The 17471-nt window shown below is 55.2% G+C and carries 14 protein-coding genes and 1 pseudogene; 6 read left to right on the top strand and 9 right to left on the bottom strand.

Features of this window, described 5'->3' with window-relative positions; translation table 11 throughout:
* Positions 1–64: 64 nt before the first annotated feature.
* Together guaB and guaA are read left to right on the top strand one after the other, a co-directional pair.
* A complete protein-coding gene (guaB, locus tag JZ655_RS15270; RefSeq protein ID WP_207292198.1) occupies positions 65–1531 on the top strand; it encodes an IMP dehydrogenase in 1467 nt (488 codons plus the stop codon).
* A gap of 63 nt (positions 1532–1594) precedes the next feature.
* A complete protein-coding gene (guaA, locus tag JZ655_RS15265; RefSeq protein ID WP_040074536.1) occupies positions 1595–3172 on the top strand; it encodes a glutamine-hydrolyzing GMP synthase in 1578 nt (525 codons plus the stop codon).
* Positions 3173–3232: 60 nt separating this feature from the next.
* Here guaA and JZ655_RS15260 read toward each other — a convergent pair whose 3' ends face one another.
* The 4 genes from JZ655_RS15260 to JZ655_RS15245 all read right to left on the bottom strand — a co-directional run bounded on the left by JZ655_RS15260 (position 3233) and on the right by JZ655_RS15245 (position 6224).
* A complete protein-coding gene (locus JZ655_RS15260) occupies positions 3233–3982 on the bottom strand; it encodes an alpha/beta fold hydrolase (RefSeq protein WP_207293861.1) in 750 nt (249 codons plus the stop codon).
* 10 nt (positions 3983–3992) lie between these two features.
* On the bottom strand, positions 3993–4247 hold the full coding sequence (locus JZ655_RS15255) for a YdgH/BhsA/McbA family protein (protein WP_212478468.1): 255 nt from the start codon (positions 4245–4247) through the stop codon (positions 3993–3995).
* 34 nt (positions 4248–4281) lie between these two features.
* A complete protein-coding gene (locus tag JZ655_RS15250; RefSeq protein WP_207292197.1) occupies positions 4282–4743 on the bottom strand; it encodes a DUF6130 family protein in 462 nt (153 codons plus the stop codon).
* Positions 4744–5060: 317 nt separating this feature from the next.
* Complete coding sequence (locus JZ655_RS15245; protein ID WP_207292196.1) at positions 5061–6224, bottom strand: MFS transporter; 1164 nt, start codon at positions 6222–6224, stop codon at positions 5061–5063.
* Positions 6225–6321: 97 nt separating this feature from the next.
* On the opposite strand from JZ655_RS15245, the gene JZ655_RS15240 reads away from it, so the two are divergent.
* Positions 6322–7197 (top strand): LysR family transcriptional regulator, encoded by an 876-nt coding sequence (locus JZ655_RS15240; RefSeq protein WP_207292195.1) that lies wholly within the window; start codon positions 6322–6324, stop codon positions 7195–7197.
* Positions 7198–7241: 44 nt separating this feature from the next.
* Here the strand turns inward: JZ655_RS15240 and JZ655_RS15235 are convergent, their stop codons facing one another.
* Entirely contained in the window at positions 7242–7430 is a 189-nt protein-coding gene (locus JZ655_RS15235; RefSeq protein ID WP_046884620.1) for a YfgG family protein, read from the bottom strand.
* 219 nt (positions 7431–7649) lie between these two features.
* Between JZ655_RS15235 and JZ655_RS15230 the strand changes: the two genes are divergently transcribed.
* Positions 7650–8347, top strand: a protein-coding gene (locus JZ655_RS15230) for an IS1-like element IS1A family transposase (RefSeq protein ID WP_242637262.1) whose coding sequence is annotated in 2 segments (ribosomal slippage) — positions 7650–7899 and positions 7899–8347 — 699 coding nt in all. Because the reading frame shifts where the segments join, the coding sequence is not laid out codon by codon here.
* A 5-nt stretch (positions 8348–8352) separates the two neighbouring features.
* Positions 8353–10094 (top strand): annotated as a pseudogene (locus JZ655_RS15225) (EAL domain-containing protein); the annotation flags it as partial.
* Positions 10095–10103: 9 nt separating this feature from the next.
* Here JZ655_RS15225 and ppx read toward each other — a convergent pair.
* The 4 genes from ppx to purM form a co-directional block, all read right to left on the bottom strand.
* Positions 10104–11645 carry an exopolyphosphatase gene (gene ppx / locus JZ655_RS15220; RefSeq protein ID WP_046884622.1) on the bottom strand — a complete coding sequence of 514 codons (1542 nt, stop codon included), beginning with the start codon at positions 11643–11645 and terminating at the stop codon, positions 10104–10106.
* 3 nt (positions 11646–11648) lie between these two features.
* Entirely contained in the window at positions 11649–13709 is a 2061-nt protein-coding gene (gene ppk1, locus JZ655_RS15215) for a polyphosphate kinase 1 (protein ID WP_040074543.1), read from the bottom strand.
* A 213-nt stretch (positions 13710–13922) separates the two neighbouring features.
* Positions 13923–14564, bottom strand: a complete 642-nt coding sequence (purN, locus tag JZ655_RS15210; protein ID WP_207292194.1) for a phosphoribosylglycinamide formyltransferase — start codon at positions 14562–14564, stop codon at positions 13923–13925.
* Positions 14561–15598, bottom strand: a complete 1038-nt coding sequence (gene purM / locus JZ655_RS15205; RefSeq protein ID WP_207292193.1) for a phosphoribosylformylglycinamidine cyclo-ligase — start codon at positions 15596–15598, stop codon at positions 14561–14563. Before purM ends, purN begins: the two co-directional genes overlap by 4 nt.
* A 280-nt stretch (positions 15599–15878) precedes the next feature.
* Here purM and JZ655_RS15200 point away from each other — a divergent pair, with 280 nt between their 5' ends.
* Positions 15879–17312 (top strand): 6-phospho-beta-glucosidase, encoded by a 1434-nt coding sequence (locus JZ655_RS15200; protein ID WP_207292192.1) that lies wholly within the window; start codon positions 15879–15881, stop codon positions 17310–17312.
* Positions 17313–17471: the final 159 nt, after the last annotated feature.

Genomic DNA, 17471 nt, shown 5'->3' with positions numbered 1-17471 from the left:
CAATCGGTTACGCTCTGTATAATGCCACGGCAATATTTAACCACCCAGGTCAGAGATATTGCCCATGCTACGTATCGCTAAAGAAGCACTGACGTTTGACGACGTCCTCCTCGTTCCCGCTCACTCCACCGTTCTGCCGAATACTGCCGACCTCAGCACGCAGTTAACCAAAACCATTCGCCTGAACATTCCTATGCTCTCCGCGGCAATGGACACCGTGACTGAAGCGCGCCTGGCTATCGCCCTGGCTCAGGAAGGCGGCATTGGCTTTATTCATAAAAACATGTCTATCGAGCGTCAGGCAGAAGAAGTTCGCCGCGTGAAGAAACATGAATCTGGCATCGTTACCGACCCGCAAACTGTTTTGCCAACCACCACGCTGCACGAAGTTAAAGCGCTGACCGAGCGTAACGGCTTTGCAGGCTACCCGGTTGTCACCTCCGATAACGAACTGGTGGGTATTATCACTGGCCGCGACGTCCGCTTCGTCACCGACCTGAACCAGCCGGTTAGCGTTTATATGACTCCGAAAGAGCGTCTGGTTACCGTGCGTGAAGGTGAATCCCGCGAAGTGGTCTTTGCGAAGATGCACGAAAAACGCGTTGAGAAAGCGCTGGTGGTGGATGATAGCTTCCATCTGCGCGGCATGATCACCGTAAAAGATTTCCAGAAAGCAGAACGTAAACCGAACGCCTGTAAAGACGAGCATGGACGTCTGCGCGTCGGTGCTGCGGTTGGCGCAGGTGCGGGCAACGAAGAGCGCGTTGATGCGCTGGTTGCCGCAGGCGTTGACGTGCTGCTGATTGACTCCTCTCATGGCCACTCCGAAGGCGTGCTGCAACGTATTCGTGAAACCCGTGCAAAATACCCGGATCTGCAGATTATTGGCGGTAACGTCGCGACTGGCGCAGGCGCTCGCGCCCTGGCGGAAGCCGGTTGCAGCGCGGTGAAAGTGGGTATCGGCCCAGGCTCCATCTGTACGACCCGTATCGTCACCGGCGTGGGCGTTCCGCAAATCACCGCCGTTTCCGACGCGGTTGAAGCGCTGGAAGGCACGGGCATCCCGGTTATCGCTGATGGCGGTATCCGCTTCTCTGGCGATATCGCCAAAGCGATTGCGGCCGGTGCGGCAGCGGTAATGGTTGGCTCCATGCTGGCCGGTACCGAAGAGTCTCCGGGTGAAATCGAGCTGTTCCAGGGCCGTTCTTACAAATCCTACCGTGGGATGGGCTCTCTGGGCGCGATGTCTAAAGGCTCCTCTGACCGTTACTTCCAGACCGATAACGCGGCAGACAAACTGGTGCCGGAAGGTATCGAAGGCCGCGTAGCCTATAAAGGCTACCTGAAAGAGATCATTCACCAGCAGATGGGCGGCCTGCGCTCCTGTATGGGTCTGACCGGCTGTGGTACTATCGACCTGCTGCGTACTAAAGCGGAATTTGTGCGTATCAGCGGTGCGGGTATTCAGGAAAGTCACGTCCATGACGTGACCATCACCAAAGAGTCCCCGAACTACCGTATGGGCTCCTGATAAGTTTCCACGCCCGGCTATATGCCGGGCGATTTTGTTTCACTTGCCTCGGAATTAGCGTCAATGACGGAAAACATTCATAAACATCGCATTCTTATCCTCGATTTCGGTTCTCAGTACACGCAGCTGGTGGCACGTCGCGTCCGTGAGCTGGGCGTTTACTGTGAACTGTGGGCATGGGATGTCACGGAAGCACAGATTCGCGAGTTCAACCCAAGCGGCATCATCTTGTCTGGCGGTCCGGAAAGCACCACCGAAGAGAACAGTCCACGCGCACCGCAGTACGTGTTTGAAGCGGGCGTGCCGGTCTTCGGCGTCTGCTACGGCATGCAGACCATGGCAATGCAGCTGGGCGGCCACGTAGAAGGCTCTACTGAACGTGAGTTCGGCTATGCGCAGGTAGAAGTGGTGAGCGATAGCGCACTGGTGCGCGGTATCGAAGACTCCCTGACCGCAGACGGCAAACCGCTGCTGGACGTATGGATGAGCCACGGCGATAAAGTTACCGCTATCCCGTCTGACTTCGTGACCGTGGCCAGCACCGAAAGCTGCCCGTTCGCGATCATGGCGAACGAAGAAAAACGCTTCTATGGCGTGCAGTTCCACCCGGAAGTGACCCACACCCGTCAGGGTATGCGCATGCTGGAGCGCTTCGTGCGTGACATCTGCCAGTGTGAAGCCCTCTGGACCCCGGCAAAAATCATTGACGACGCCGTGGAGCGTATCCGCCAGCAGGTTGGCGATGACAAAGTGATTCTTGGCCTCTCCGGCGGCGTGGACTCCTCCGTGACCGCGATGCTGCTGCACCGCGCTATTGGCAAAAACCTGACCTGTGTGTTCGTGGACAACGGTCTGCTGCGCCTCAACGAAGCTCAGCAGGTGCTGGACATGTTCGGCGACCACTTCGGTCTGAACATCGTTCACGTGGAAGGCGAGAAGCGCTTCCTGGACGCGCTGGCCGGTGAAAACGATCCGGAAGCGAAACGTAAAATCATCGGTCGCGTGTTTGTCGAAGTGTTCGACGAAGAGGCGCTGAAGCTGGAAGACGTGAAATGGCTGGCGCAGGGTACCATCTATCCTGACGTAATCGAGTCTGCGGCCTCTGCCACCGGTAAAGCACACGTCATCAAATCTCACCACAACGTGGGCGGCCTGCCGAAAGAGATGAAGATGGGCCTGGTTGAACCGCTGCGTGAGCTGTTTAAAGACGAAGTGCGTAAGATCGGCCTGGAGCTGGGTCTGCCGTACGATATGCTTTACCGTCACCCGTTCCCGGGGCCAGGTCTCGGCGTGCGCGTACTGGGCGAAGTGAAGAAAGAGTACTGCGACCTGCTGCGCCGTGCCGATGCGATCTTCATTGAAGAACTGCACAAAGCCGACCTGTATAACAAAGTGAGCCAGGCGTTCACCGTGTTCCTGCCGGTTCGCTCTGTAGGCGTAATGGGCGATGGCCGTAAATACGACTGGGTTGTCTCCCTGCGTGCGGTGGAAACCATCGACTTCATGACCGCACACTGGGCGCATCTGCCGTATGATTTCCTGGGGCGCGTCTCTAACCGTATCATCAATGAAGTGAACGGTATCTCCCGCGTAGTGTATGACATCAGCGGTAAGCCACCGGCGACGATCGAGTGGGAATAATCCCCGCCCGATAATCGCGTTTTATTGAAGCCCGCTACCCGCGGGCTTTTTATTGCCTGCTCATTGCGCCGCTTGCTCAATCGTCCGGGCAATCTCCTCCGGATGGCTCACCATCGAGACATGGCTTGCCGCCACTTCGGTGGTTTTGGCATGAATCGCCTTCGCCATGGCGCGCTCCAGATCCGGGTTGATCATCCGGTCATTCTTGCTGACCACATACCAGCTCGGTTTGTCGTGCCAGGCCGCATGGGTCACCTTTTCCGCAAAGGCATCTGCACGGATCGGGCCCTGAGTGGCGGTCAGCGCGTTCTGCTCGCCCGCCTTAATGTCCGGCGCAAAATCCTCGCGTACCGATTTGCCCGGCAGGTAAAGATAACCGTCCGCGGTCTTAGCGATGCCTGCGCTGCCCGGTGGGGCAGGGTAGCTTCCGGCCAGATCCGCCGTCGACTGGCCCGAATCCGGGGCAAATGCCGCCACATAGACCAGCGCTTTTACCCGCGCATCGTTGCCCGCCTCGCTAATTACCGTCCCGCCCCAGGAGTGCCCCACCAGCACCACATCACCGTGAGCCCGGGCGATGGCGCGCTGAGTCGCGGCAACATCATCTTTTAATGAGGTGAGCGGCAACTGAACGGCAATGAGCTCGGTATGCTGGTTATGCAATTTATTGATCACAGAGTTCCAGCTACTGCCATCGGCAAAAGCACCATGCACCAACACCACGGTTTTATCGCTGCCCGCCAGCGCTACGCCGCTGGCGGCGGCCAGCAGCAGGCCTGCTGCTAGCGTATGCGTAAACAGTTTTTTCATCATGACGACCTCAGCGATAAATATCTGCGGTACCAGACAGGGTGTTATTGCCCCCGGCGGAGGTAATGCGGAACGCGCTGGCGCCCGCTTCGGCGGCTTTGGCCTGCAGTTTCGCCTCCAGATCCGTAAGCGACGTTGCGCCGCTGCTGTCGGAAATGGTGCCAATCTTTTGTTGCCCGTGAGGCTGGTTAATTTCCTGAGCAGCGAAAGCGGAAGAAGCCATGGCAGCAGAGAAGGTCAGAACAGCAATCAGTAATGTTTTCATGGTTAAAATCCTCAAAATAGGTCAGTGGTTGTGTTCAGTGCATAACCGCAGCATGCGGCGGCACGGTGAATTCAATGGTTTTACGATCAACAGGCTTATGGGTTGGGTCGGCGAGAATAATCGTCACCTTGTGCTGGCCAGCAGGCAGCCCCACCAGAATGACCGGCTCGCCGCTGGCGTCGGCCCAGTGCCAGGGATTGTCATCGACGATGACGTGAATATGGCCAATGCGTGGCGTGACTTTTAGCGCCTCGGGCCCGAAAACGGGTTCGATGCGCATGTTCTCTGTGCGGTACTGAATAAAGACCGCGCCTTTACTCAGCGGGCCCGCCAGGGGCGGATCGACAATCAGCTTCGCCGGAGGCTGGGGCTGTTCAAGCGGCGCAACGGCAGCGGGGCCATTAACCTCCGCGGCACTCAGTCCGCTTAATGGCGCGGCCCAGGTGCAGCCTGACGTCAGTGCGAGCAGCGCCAGCAGTAAATTTCGATGCTTCATTCGGGGAACTCCTCTTCGGTAATCATTTGCGACAGACATAGAAGACCATTTTTATGTATCGGGTCTGTTTGCTGCGGGCGGCTTTTTTGTATGGTTGCGTAAGCAGGGAGAGGTGGATACAGTGCGATACATTCCGCGCATGCGGGCAGCACGTGTATGCCATGAGTAAAGCGGCTGTCGCAGCGAGGGTGCACATCCCCGGCCTGGATCTGGCGCCACGACGAATAACTATCAACATGGCGGCATGGCTTGCCGGGGAATCATCCGGCTATATCACCGGAGCAGGCCTGACCATTGACGGTGGCGTTGTGTTTCAATCACGCAGGGCAGGGATGCCCCGGCTGATTTTTCACAATAGACACCCCCAGCCCGGTAATTACCAGCGTCAGCCCCCATGACAGCCACATCGCACCGGTAATCCCCAATGTCCGGTTCAACCACGCATAGGCCAGCGGAGAGACTGCGGCCATCAGCTGGGCCGGGATCAACAGCACCCCGGTGCGTCTGGCGTACTCTTCTGGGGCAAACAGCTGCAGCGGCAGGGTGGCTTTCACGATGGTCACCAGTCCGTTAATCGCCCCATAGCCCAGCACAAACCCGGCGGCGGACCAGGCAAAAAATGAACTGCTCAACCCGAGTAAAAAACAGAGCGGCATGGCCAGGGCGGTAATCAGCGTGAGCCGAAGCGGCGTAAGATGCTGGCCTGCCACCACCTCCATAAAACGTGCGCCGGTTTGTCCTGTACCCCACAACATACCGATAGCCATGGGTAAGCCACAGCTGGCGATAAATTCCGGAAGGTGGGTAGAGGTGCCGTTAGAGACAAAAGTGATTAACGCAATGAAGGCGGCATAACACCCTGCGTTACGTCGGTCATTACCTGTGGCGCGGGCCGGCGGGGTTCGCTTCACCGGGCAGCGCTGGGACGGAAGCTGGCGAATCAAAATGGCGCTTAGCACGCCACAAAGCGCATAGATCAACAGCGCATCTTGCCAGCGCATGATGTTAAGCAGGGCGTCGCCGAACGGCCAGAAGGCGGCGGAGGCCAGTCCACCCGCCAGCGTCACGCGGGATATCGTTTTTCGTGCTTGTTGGCCATACAGATTAACCAGAGAGGCGAAGAGAGCGTCGTAGAGCGACAGGCGCATACCGATGCCGGCCAGCAGCCAGGCGCCGTACCAGCCTGCCAGCGAGGGGGTGTAAGCCATCCCCACGCAGCTGGCCGCAATCATTAAGGTGCCGCTCATCACCACCCGCCGCCCGCCAAACCGCGCCAGCAGGCGGGCAACAAAAGGCGATACGCCCGCCATCACCAGCATCGCGAAGGTCAGGCCGAGATAGATCTGCACAGATGACCAGCCTTTGTCGGCGGAAATCGCCCGGGCGAAGGTCCCGGGCATATAAAACGAAATCCCCCAGTTGATGAGTTGATTACAGCCAGCGGCAAGGGGTAATGCGCGGGGGAGGGCAGACGTTTTCATTATCTTTCATTCCGTTATGCAGTTGTCCCGAGCATACTGGGCGCGGTAAGGTGCAGGCAGGTCCTGACGGTTATCACCCGTATAAGAGAAACTTTGTATGACGACGCTCAACCTGGCACATCTGGCCACCTTCCGGCTGGTTATTCAGCGGGGAAGCTTTTCCGCAGCGGCAGACGTGCTGGGGATCTCGCAGCCTGCCGTCAGTTTACAAATCCGACAACTGGAACATTTTTTACGTTCACGACTCCTCGAGCGCACCGGACGGGGCGTAAAGGCCACTGCCGCCGGTCTGGCATTGCTGACCCACGGCGAACGTATTGAGCAGGCGGTCGAAGAGACCCTGCGTTCGCTGGATGCGTTCAGCCATGAAGTGAGCGGGACAGTGTCGCTTGGCACAGGGGCGACGGCCTGTATTCATCTGCTACCGCCGCTGTTGCAGCAGTTACGGGAGATGTACCCGCTGCTGAAGGTGGGGGTGACCACCGGCAATACCCCCGGCGTGGTGCGCGCTATTGAAGAGAATCGCCTCGACCTGGGGCTAGTGACGATGCCGGTCAGCGGCAGAGGGCTGGAAATTACACCGATTCTCGACGAGGAGTTTGTCTGTATTTCTGCGCAGGAGGAGGAGTGTGAGCCCACGCCGGATTCGTTACACACCCTGCCGCTGATAGCGTTTGAGTCGGGAAGTGGAACGCGTGCGCTTATTGACGGCTGGTTTCAGGCGAGTGGGTTACAGCCGGAACCGGTGATGCAGCTGGGTAGCATCGAAGCGATAAAAAGGATGGTTCGCGCCGGGCTGGGGTACAGCATCGTTCCACGTATGGCGGTAGAGCAGGTGGCCGATCGCGAAGGGTTATGCGTATTGTCATTAACGCCGGTATTACATCGCCAGTTGGCCATTGTCATGCGTCAGGACAAAATTCTTAGCAAAGGCATAAGTGGGTTGATCAGACTGCTGCAGCAGGAAAAATAGCAGGCAAGGTCAATGAAGGAATTTTATTTATTCCGCAATAAGGGTTACCGAACGGCAGTATCAACAGAGAGGGAGGATTGCTGCGACTCGAGTTTGTCCTGATGATGATACCAGGCACCTATCGAGGAATAAACGAAGCGGCCAAAGAAGAAGAGAAAACTAATAAGCAAAATGATGCGCGTCATCCGAGTGTTAAACCGATGTCGTTTTCGCATACGTGTAGCCTGACTCACAATGTTATCCAGATAATACCCTTCCGGGCGATAGGCTCATTAAGGCATAGCGGCGAAGCGGGGTCAATTAATGCTTATGTAAAATTCTGTCAGCATTTAAATAATCCATTGTTATGTATATTAATCAGTTAATTTACACCATTGATAAATCGCACAAAAATATCGGTGATGCTGCCAACTTACTGATTTAGTGTATGATGGTGTTTTTGAGGTGCTCCAGTGGCTTCTGTTTCTATCAGCTGTCCCTCCTGTTCAGCTACTGACGGGGTGGTGCGTAACGGCAAAAGCACCGCCGGACATCAGCGCTATCTCTGCTCTCACTGCCGTAAAACATGGCAACTGCAGTTCACTTACACCGCTTCTCAACCCGGTACGCACCAGAAAATCATTGATATGGCCATGAATGGCGTTGGATGCCGGGCAACCGCCCGCATTATGGGCGTTGGCCTCAACACGATTTTACGTCACTTAAAAAACTCAGGCCGCAGTCGGTAACCTCGCGCATACAGCCGGGCAGTGACGTCATCGTCTGCGCGGAAATGGACGAACAGTGGGGCTATGTCGGGGCTAAATCGCTCCAGCGCTGGCTGTTTTACGCGTATGACAGGCTCCGGAAGACGGTTGTTGCGCACGTATTCGGTGAACGCACTATGGCGACGCTGGGGCGTCTTATGAGCCTGCTGTCACCCTTTGACGTGGTGATATGGATGACGGATGGCTGGCCGCTGTATGAATCCCGCCTGAAGGGAAAGCTGCACGTAATCAGCAAGCGATATACGCAGCGAATTGAGCGGCATAACCTGAATCTGAGGCAGCACCTGGCACGGCTGGGACGGAAGTCGCTGTCGTTCTCAAAATCGGTGGAGCTGCATGACAAAGTCATCGGGCATTATCTGAACATAAAACACTATCAATAAGTTGGATTCATTACCAGGGACTGCTGGTAGGCTGTCTGACCGGGGTCCCGTTCTGCTACGTGCTGCTGCGCGCAATCCGCCATCCGCGCTATCTGCGCAGCCTGGTGTCGCAGATTCGTGCTCAATTCGACCCGAAGGTTACCGCGCTGGAGATCGTGCTCTGGCTTATCATCAACGGCATCCTGCTGGGAATGCTGTTATGGCCGATGAACGAGAACAGCTCTATCTTCAGCACCAACTATACCCTGTCACTGCTGATGCCGGTTATGCTCTGGGGTTCAATGCGTTTCGGTTATAAGCTGATGTCACTGCTCTGGACGCCGGTGCTGATTGTCTCTATACACTATTTCTATCGCTATATTCCCCTGTCAGAGGGGTATGACATCCAGCTCACGATCACCTCGTCCAGCTACCTCGTCTTTACCTTCGTCGTGGTGTACATGGGCATGCTGGCAACACGTCAGCGCGCCATCAGCATTCATGCTCGTCGTCTGGCATTTCTGGATCCGGTCGTCCATATGCCTAACCTGCGTGCGCTCAGCCGCGCGCTGGATGAAAGGCCCTGGTCAGCGCTCTGTTTCCTGCGCATACCGGAGCTGGAAGTGCTGGGGCGTAATTACGGCGTCCTGCTCCGGATACAGTACAAACAGAAACTGGCGGAGTGGCTGAACGGTTACCTGCAGCCTGATGAGTGCGTCTATCAACTTTCCGGACACGATCTGGCGCTACGCCTCAATACCGAATCCTACCAGACCCGGATTGAGGAACTGGATCAGCAAATTAAACGCTTTCGGTTCTACTGGGACGGGATGCCGCTACAACCGCAGGTGGGAGTGAGCTACTGCTACGTGCGCTCGCCCGTCGCCCATCTCTATCTTTTGCTGGGTGAGCTGAGCACCATCGCCGATCTCTCCCTCTCCACCTGTCATCCAGAAAATCTGCAGCAGCGTGGTGCCCTTAATATGCAGCGCGGGCTGAAAGATAAAGTCGAGATGATGAACCGCGTACAGCGGGCGCTGGAAAACGACGCCTTTGTTCTGATGGTGCAGCCTGTTCAGGGAATTCGCGGGGATCACTATCATGAGGTGCTGCTGCGAATGCGCGACGATAAAGGCGAAATGATCTCTCCGGATCTGTTTTTACCCGTGGCCCAGGAGTTTGGCCTCTCTTCGCGGATCGACTTGTGGGTGCTGGAGAAGACTTTGCAGTTTATGGCCGACAATCGCGTCTCTATGCCGGGTCAGCGTTTTGCGATCAATCTTTCACCCAGCGCGATTTGCCGCGCCCAGTTGCCGCTTGAGGTCAACCGACTGCTGCAAAAATATGCCATTGAGCCCTGGCAGCTTGTTTTTGAAGTCACCGAAAGCAGCAGTTTCGGCAATGCGGGGCTGGCGAACCAGATCATGGGCCAGCTGCAAAAAATGGGCTGTCGGATTGCGATAGATGATTTTGGTACCGGCTACGCCAGCTATGCTCGCCTGAAGGATGTGGATGCGGATATCCTGAAAATCGACGGCAGTTTTATTCGTAATATTGTCAGTAACAGCCTGGATTACCAAATTGTGGCCTCGATATGCCATCTGGCGCGAATGAAGAATATGCAGGTGGTGGCAGAGTATGTCGAAAACGAACAAATCCGCGATGCTGCAGTGGCGCTGGCATTGATTATCTGCAGGGGTATTTGATCGGCAAACCCGAAGTCATGACGAATCTGCTCATCGATCAGGCGCCCGGTCTGAGCGCCTGATCGCGGGTTTTATGCCGCCACGTTCGGGGAGTGTTCTTCCTCGATTTTCAGGTTCCAGCCGGTAACCGCGCTCCAGTATTGCTGCTCTCTTTCCAGATCCAACAAGACCAGCGCGTTCTGGCTGAACCAGTCGTGCGGGAAGCTCAGCGTCCAGTGGTTATCATCCGTGGTGAGCGTCAGCGTAGGCGGCGTTGTGGTCGCCTGACGCTGGTTATTCAGCAGCACGCCTAAACGTAACAGCTGAATCATGGGCAGGAACTGCTTTTTCTTAAACAGGGTAAAGCGTGGCATATCATCCAGCTTCACCGCTTTGCGATGATAGCGCACCAGGGTGGCCATCATGGTTTGCTGCTCCTGGTTATAGCCGGGCAAATCGCTATTTTGCAGAATATAGGCCGAGTGGCGGTGCATCCCGCTGTGATTAATGTTAAGCCCCACCTCGTGCAGCATGGCCGCCCATTTCAGCAGGGCTGCCAATTGCGGATGCGCCAGCTTCGGATTCTGGATTTCCCACTGTTCATACATATGGGTCGTGGTTTCCAGGACGCGGCGCGCCTGTTCGCGGTCGATATTGTACTGATTGGCCAGGCTCTGAGCCGTACGGCTACGGATATCCTGATGACGGAAGCGGCCTTCCATCTCGTAGAGCACCCCTTCACGCAGGGCGCCGTCAGAGAGACGGAGTTCTTTAATCGCCAGCGCATCAAAAACGCCGCACAGAATTGCCAGCCCCGGCACAAACACGGCTTTACGCTCATCAGAGAGACCAGGCAGACTCAGCGCGTCAAAGCTCTTATGTTTGAGCACCTCTTCCGTCAGCATAACCAGACGTTCAGGGGTGATAAACCCATCTTTTTCACCCATCGCCAGTAGCACTTCGTGGGCGGCTTTAATGGAGCCTGAGGCGCCCAGCGCCACGTTCCAGCCATGAATACGATACTGCCAGGCCAGCGTTTCCAGTTTCTGCACGGCGGCCATGCGCGCGCGCTGGAAATTATCGCGACTGATGGCGCCGCCCGGGAAGTAAAGCTGGGCAAAGCTTACGCAGCCCATCCGGCGGCTTTCAACCAGATGCGGTTCAAAGTTTTCGCCGATCACCAGCTCAGTGGAGCCGCCGCCGATATCGATTACCAGCTTGCGCCCTTTTTCCGGCTGAGTATGTTCCACGCCCATGAAGATCAGCCGGGCTTCTTCATTGCCCGAGATAATCTCGATCGGGTAGGGGATGACCTTCTCTGCGCGCTTGAGGAACTCCGACGCGTTGAGCGCCTGACGCAGCGTATGGGTGCCCACGATGCAGACGCTTGAGGGATCGAAACCTTGCAGGCGTTCAGCAAACAGCGACAGGCAGTTCAGCCCGCGCTCAATGGCCTCTTCGCTGAGCATGCTGTTCTCATCCAGACCATCCGCCAGATGGACACGCTGTTTCAGGCGACCGATGATCTGCATCGCGCCATCCACCTCACGGGCGATGACCATGTGGAAGCTGTTAGAACCAAGGTCGACCGCGGCAAATTCCTGCGGTCGTGGGGTCGTATCATTTATCGGCATAGGTTAATCGGGTTGCTCGAGTGATTTGATATAGTCGTAAATCGCCAGCTGCGCCCGCACTTTGCGGCGGTTACCGCGCGGCACATAGCGATTACTCAGTTCTTTATCGATATAACGTGCTTTTACGGTATCACTTAACAGGATTTCAATGATATCGAGAATGCGTTGTTTCAACCGCGGATCAAGCAGCGGTGTCGCCACTTCGATGCGGTAGTCGATGTTGCGAGTCATCCAGTCGGCGGAGGAGAGATACACCCGTTTGTCGCCGCCGTTTTCAAAAATATAGACGCGATCGTGCTCCAGATAGCGGTCGACGATGCTGATAACGCGAATATTATCGCTAATACCTTCCAGTTCCGGGATCAGAGAGCACATACCGCGGATCAGCAGATTCACCTGCACACCGGAGCTGGAGGCCGCGTACAGACGATCAACAAGCCCTTTATCGACCAGGTTGTTCAGCTTGAGGGTAATGCCTGCTGGCACCCCTTGCTGCGCATTGGCGATCTCACGATCGATCATGTCATACAGCAGGCGACGCGAATTCTGCGGAGAGACCAGCAGATAGTCGAAGCTCACCGGACGGTAAGGGTTCTCGATAAAGTTAAAGACCCGTCGCACTTCATTGGTGATACGCGCATCGGCGGTCAATAACGAGTAGTCGGTATAAATACGCGCCGTCTTCTCGTTAAAGTTGCCGGTACCGATGTGGGCATAACGCACCACCTCTTCACCCTCTTTACGCGAAATAAGGAACAGTTTGGCGTGAATTTTTAGACCCGGCGCGGAGAAGATAACGTGTACCCCAGCTTCTGTCAGACGACGGGCCCAGTGGATATTGGCCTCTTCATCAAAACGCGCCTGCAGCTCAACCACTACGGTCACTTTTTTACCGTTATGGGCGGCGTGGATCATGGCATCAATAATGCGGGAGTCTTTCGCTACGCGGTAGATGTTGATTTTGATCGCCAGCACGTTCGGATCGAATGAGGCCTGGCGCATCAACTCCAGCACGTGCTCGAAGGTATGGTACGGATAATAAAGCAGGACATCGCGTTCGCGAATGGCATCGAAACCGTTGCGGAATTTGTCGAACCAGAGGTGGCGCAGACGCGGCAGCGGTTTGTTCACCAGGTTGGCTTTGCCAACGTTCGGGAAGCCAATGAAGTCTTTAAAGTTGTGATAACGCCCGCCGGGCACGATGGAGTCATAGCGTGAGATGGTGAGCTTATCGCGCAGCATCTCCACCATGGCATCGGGCATGTCGCGCTGATAGACAAAGCGTACCGGCTCGGCCGTCAGGCGCTGTTTCAGGCTCGATGACATCAGCTCCATCAGGCTGGCTTCCATTTCGTGTACCAGGTCGTACTCGGCATCACGGGTCATCTTCATGGAGTAGGCGTTCAGCGCATCGTAATCGAAGAAACCTTTAAAGATATCATCCAGACAGTAACGCAGGATGTTATCCAGCAGGATCATTGGCTTACGTCGGCGTGGGGTCTCCGGCGGCAAGTTAACGAAACGCGGCACTTTGTCTGACGGGATCTCCAGCAGCGCATAACGAATATTATCGCCACGAATAATCTCTACCGCCAGATAGGTGTAATCATCTTTCAGGAACTGCACCAGATCGGTTTCACGATTGATAAGAATGGGCGTGATATGTTGGCGCAGGTACTGTTTGAAGTAGTGACGCAGCCAGCTTTGCTGGTTGACAGAGAGTTGGCGTTCATTGATGAGGAAGATTTGATTGCGTGCCATTTCCAGCAGCAATTCGTTATACAGGCTATCGAATTCCTGATCGGCTTTCAAAACGCGGGATTGAATCTTACCGAGCAGATGGCGTGAATTCGAGTTGAGTCCCTGCTCCTCGCTAATGATGATTCTGCGCTTCAGCTCAGCGAAGCGAACTTTATAAAACTCATCCAGGTTATTGGAATAGATCCCCAGAAAACGCATACGCTCAATCAGCGGATTGCTCTTGTCAGCCGCTTCCTGAAGGACACGCTCGTTGAATGCTAACCAGCTTAACTCTTTCTCGATGTATAACTTTTCCTGACCCATTACTACTCACACTCCAGTTCAATCACAGGACGTGGCAAATCCGTCTCAACCTTATTATGGCGAGCATTGTCACGATATGTCCAACTGTGCCAGAAAAGTATGACAGTTAACTGACCGTAGGAGGGGCATAACCGTCATCAGACGCCTGATTTTTTTACAGTTTTTGCGATTTGCAGATAAAAAAAAGCCGGCAATCGCCGGCTCGGTATCACGTTACGCTTCGGAGGCATGTCCTTCCGGGGGAAGTTGTACGCCATCCAGCCAGGCCGCACCGTTACGCATGGCGAGGCGGCCATCAACCAACCAGCTTACCACCAGCGGGTAGATGGCATGTTCTTGTGCCTGAACGCGGTGCGTAATGTCCTCTTCGCTGTCGCCGTCGAACACCGGGACTTTGGCCTGCAGAATGACCGGGCCACCGTCCAGCTCGTCAGTAACAAAATGGACGGAGGTGCCGTGCTCCTCGTCACCGTTTTCCAGGACCTGGCGGTGGGTATGCAGGCCCGGGTATTTTGGCAGCAGGGAAGGGTGGATGTTCAGCAGGCGTCCGGCATAGTGTGCAACAAACGCCGGGCTGAGAATACGCATGTAGCCTGCCAGCACGACGACATCGGGGGCGTAGGCGTCGATCTCTTGCACCAGCTCCCGATCAAACGCTTCCCGGCCCGCAAACTGGCTCGCCTCAAGGACGTGCGCCGGAATGCCGGCTTCACGAGCGCGTTCAAGGCCGTACGCGTCGGCCTTGTTACTGAATACTGCACGGATGGTGCCGTTAATTCTTTTCTGTTTGCAGCCATCAATAATGGCCTGCAAATTACTTCCGTTACCGGAAATGAGCACCACGATGTTTTTCATGCAATAACCACACGCTCTTCGGAATCAGAGGCTTTGATGATACCGATTTTCCAGGCGTTTTCACCTTTGGCCTGCATCAGGCTCACGGCTTTATCGGCTTCGGCTGCCGGCAGGGCAATGAGCATGCCTACGCCGCAGTTGAAGGTACGATACATCTCATGATCGCTGACGTTACCGGCTTCCTGCAGCCAGTTGAAGACAGCCGGCCACTGCCAGGAGGATTCGTCGATCACGGCCTGGGTGTTGTCAGGCAGAACGCGCGGGATGTTTTCCCAGAAGCCGCCGCCGGTCAGGTGAGCGATAGCATGGACATCGACATTCTCGATCAGCTCAAGAATGTTTTTCACGTAGATACGGGTCGGTGCCAGCAGATGGTCGGCCAGCGGTTTACCTTCCAGATCGGTTGTTTCAGGATCACAGCCGCTCACTTCAATGATTTTGCGCACCAGTGAATAGCCATTTGAGTGTGGGCCGCTGGAGCCCAGCGCGATCAGCACATCGCCATCTGCAACTTTGCTACCGTCGATAATTTCTGATTTTTCTACCACGCCTACGCAAAAACCGGCCACGTCGTAATCTTCACCGTGATACATGCCCGGCATCTCTGCGGTTTCACCGCCCACCAGCGCACAGCCAGACTGCAGACAGCCTTCAGCGATGCCGCTGATGACGCTTGCTGCGGTGTCGACATCCAGTTTTCCGGTCGCATAGTAGTCGAGGAAGAAGAGCGGCTCAGCGCCCTGGACGACGAGATCGTTAACGCACATAGCGACCAGGTCGATACCGATAGTGTCGTGGCGTTTCAGATCCATTGCCAGACGCAATTTGGTGCCTACGCCGTCGGTGCCAGAGACCAGTACCGGTTCACGATATTTTTGTGGCAGTGCGCACAGTGCGCCGAATCCACCCAGACCACCCATCACTTCAGGGCGGCGGGTCTTTTTCACCACACCTTTGATTCGGTCAACCAGCGCATTACCTGCGTCAATATCAACACCGGCATCTTTGTAGCTGAGAGAAGTTTTGTTGGTCACGGCTCAAGTCCCCACGCGATTGCATTGCGATAGTAAGAAAAATCGGCGCAATTCTAACAGTCCAGGCAAACGTTTGCGAGCCTATTCTGCAACAGAAGTTTGCATGAAGATTTTTGCTCTGCATCAACCAGCTAGGCGGTACAAAGTTGATACTGTTCACGAAAATGAAACCGGGTACAGTCTTGTTCTTGCAACCGTTACGATGAATGAACATCATTCCACTGAAACCGGTTTCTGTGCTCAATTTTGCCGATAATTAACGCTGAATGAGGGATATCGCATGTCAGGATTTAAAGAGGGTTTTCTGTGGGGCGGCGCGGTTGCGGCGCATCAACTTGAAGGCGGCTGGCAGGAGGGTGGCAAAGGCGTAAGCGTGGCAGATGTTATGACCGCCGGCGCGCATGGCGTTCCGCGTGAGATCACCGACGGCGTGCTGCCGGGCAAAAATTACCCTAACCACGAAGCCATCGATTTTTATCATCGCTATAAAGACGATATTCAGCTCTTCGCCGAACTGGGCTTTAAGTGTTTCCGCACCTCTATCGCCTGGACGCGTATTTTCCCGAAAGGGGATGAGCAGACCCCGAATGAGGCCGGTCTGCAGTTTTATGACGATCTGTTTGATGAGTGCCTTAAGCACGGCATCGAACCGGTTATTACCCTCTCACATTTTGAAATGCCGTATCACCTGGTTAGCGAATATGGCGGCTGGCGCAACCGTAAGCTGATTGAGTTCTTCGTACGCTTTGCCCGCGTCGTGTTCGAGCGTTATCAACATAAAGTGAAGTACTGGATGACCTTCAACGAGATCAACAACCAGGCTAACTTCCATGAAGACTTCGCCCCCTTTACTAACTCCGGCCTGAAATATCAGCCGGGAGAAGAGCGAGAGCCCGTGATGTTCCAGGCCGCGCACTATGAGCTGGTGGCCAGCGCGCTGGCGGTGAAAGCAGGGCGGGAGATAAACCCGGCGCTGCAGATTGGCTGCATGATTGCCATGTGCCCGATCTATCCGTTCTCCTGCGCGCCAAACGACATGATGATGGCGATGAATGCGATGCACCGTCGCTACTGGTTTACCGATGTACATGTGCGCGGCGCCTATCCGCAACATCTGCTCAACTACTTCGAGCGCCGCGGCTTCGCGCTGGATATCACCGACGAGGATATCGCTGCGCTGAAGCAGGGCTGTGTGGATTACATCGGCTTCAGCTATTACATGTCGTTTGCCACTAAAGCGACCCCCGACAACCCGCAGCTGGATTACGATGAGAGCAAGAGCCTGGTCTCCAACCCTTACGTGCAAAAATCGGACTGGGGCTGGCAGATTGACCCGGTGGGACTGCGTTACTCCCTGAACTGGTTCTGGGATCACTATCAGTTACCGCTATTTATTGTTGAAAACGGCTTCGGGGCTATCGACGTGCAGGAAAGTGACGGCACGGTCAACGATCAGTACCGCATTGATTATCTCTCTGCCCACATTAGCGAAATGAAAAAAGCGGTCATTGAGGATGGCGTGGATCTGATGGGCTATACCCCATGGGGTTGTATCGATCTGGTCTCCGCTGGCACCGGTGAGATGAAAAAACGCTACGGCTTTATCTTTGTAGATAAAGATAACGAAGGCAATGGCACCCTGAATCGCAGTAAGAAAAAGTCGTTTGACTGGTATAAGCAGGTAATTGCCAGCAACGGCGCTAATATTGAATAAGCGGGCAAAATGCCGTTAAAAAGCCGGAGCTTGTTCTCCGGCTTTTTTATGCTCAGAACACTTTGCTTGATTTGCGTCAAGCAAGTTGGGTATGGCGCAATCCCGAAAAAGCGGTATAATCCGGCGATTTTTTTTGTGGCTGCCACCCCCGAAGGAGAA

This window comes from Leclercia pneumoniae, from assembly GCF_017348915.1.
In the GTDB taxonomy this organism is placed as follows: Bacteria; Pseudomonadota; Gammaproteobacteria; order Enterobacterales; family Enterobacteriaceae; genus Enterobacter; species Enterobacter pneumoniae.
Note: the sequence above shows the minus strand (reverse complement) of the source record. Positions and strands in the feature narration are given on the sequence as shown.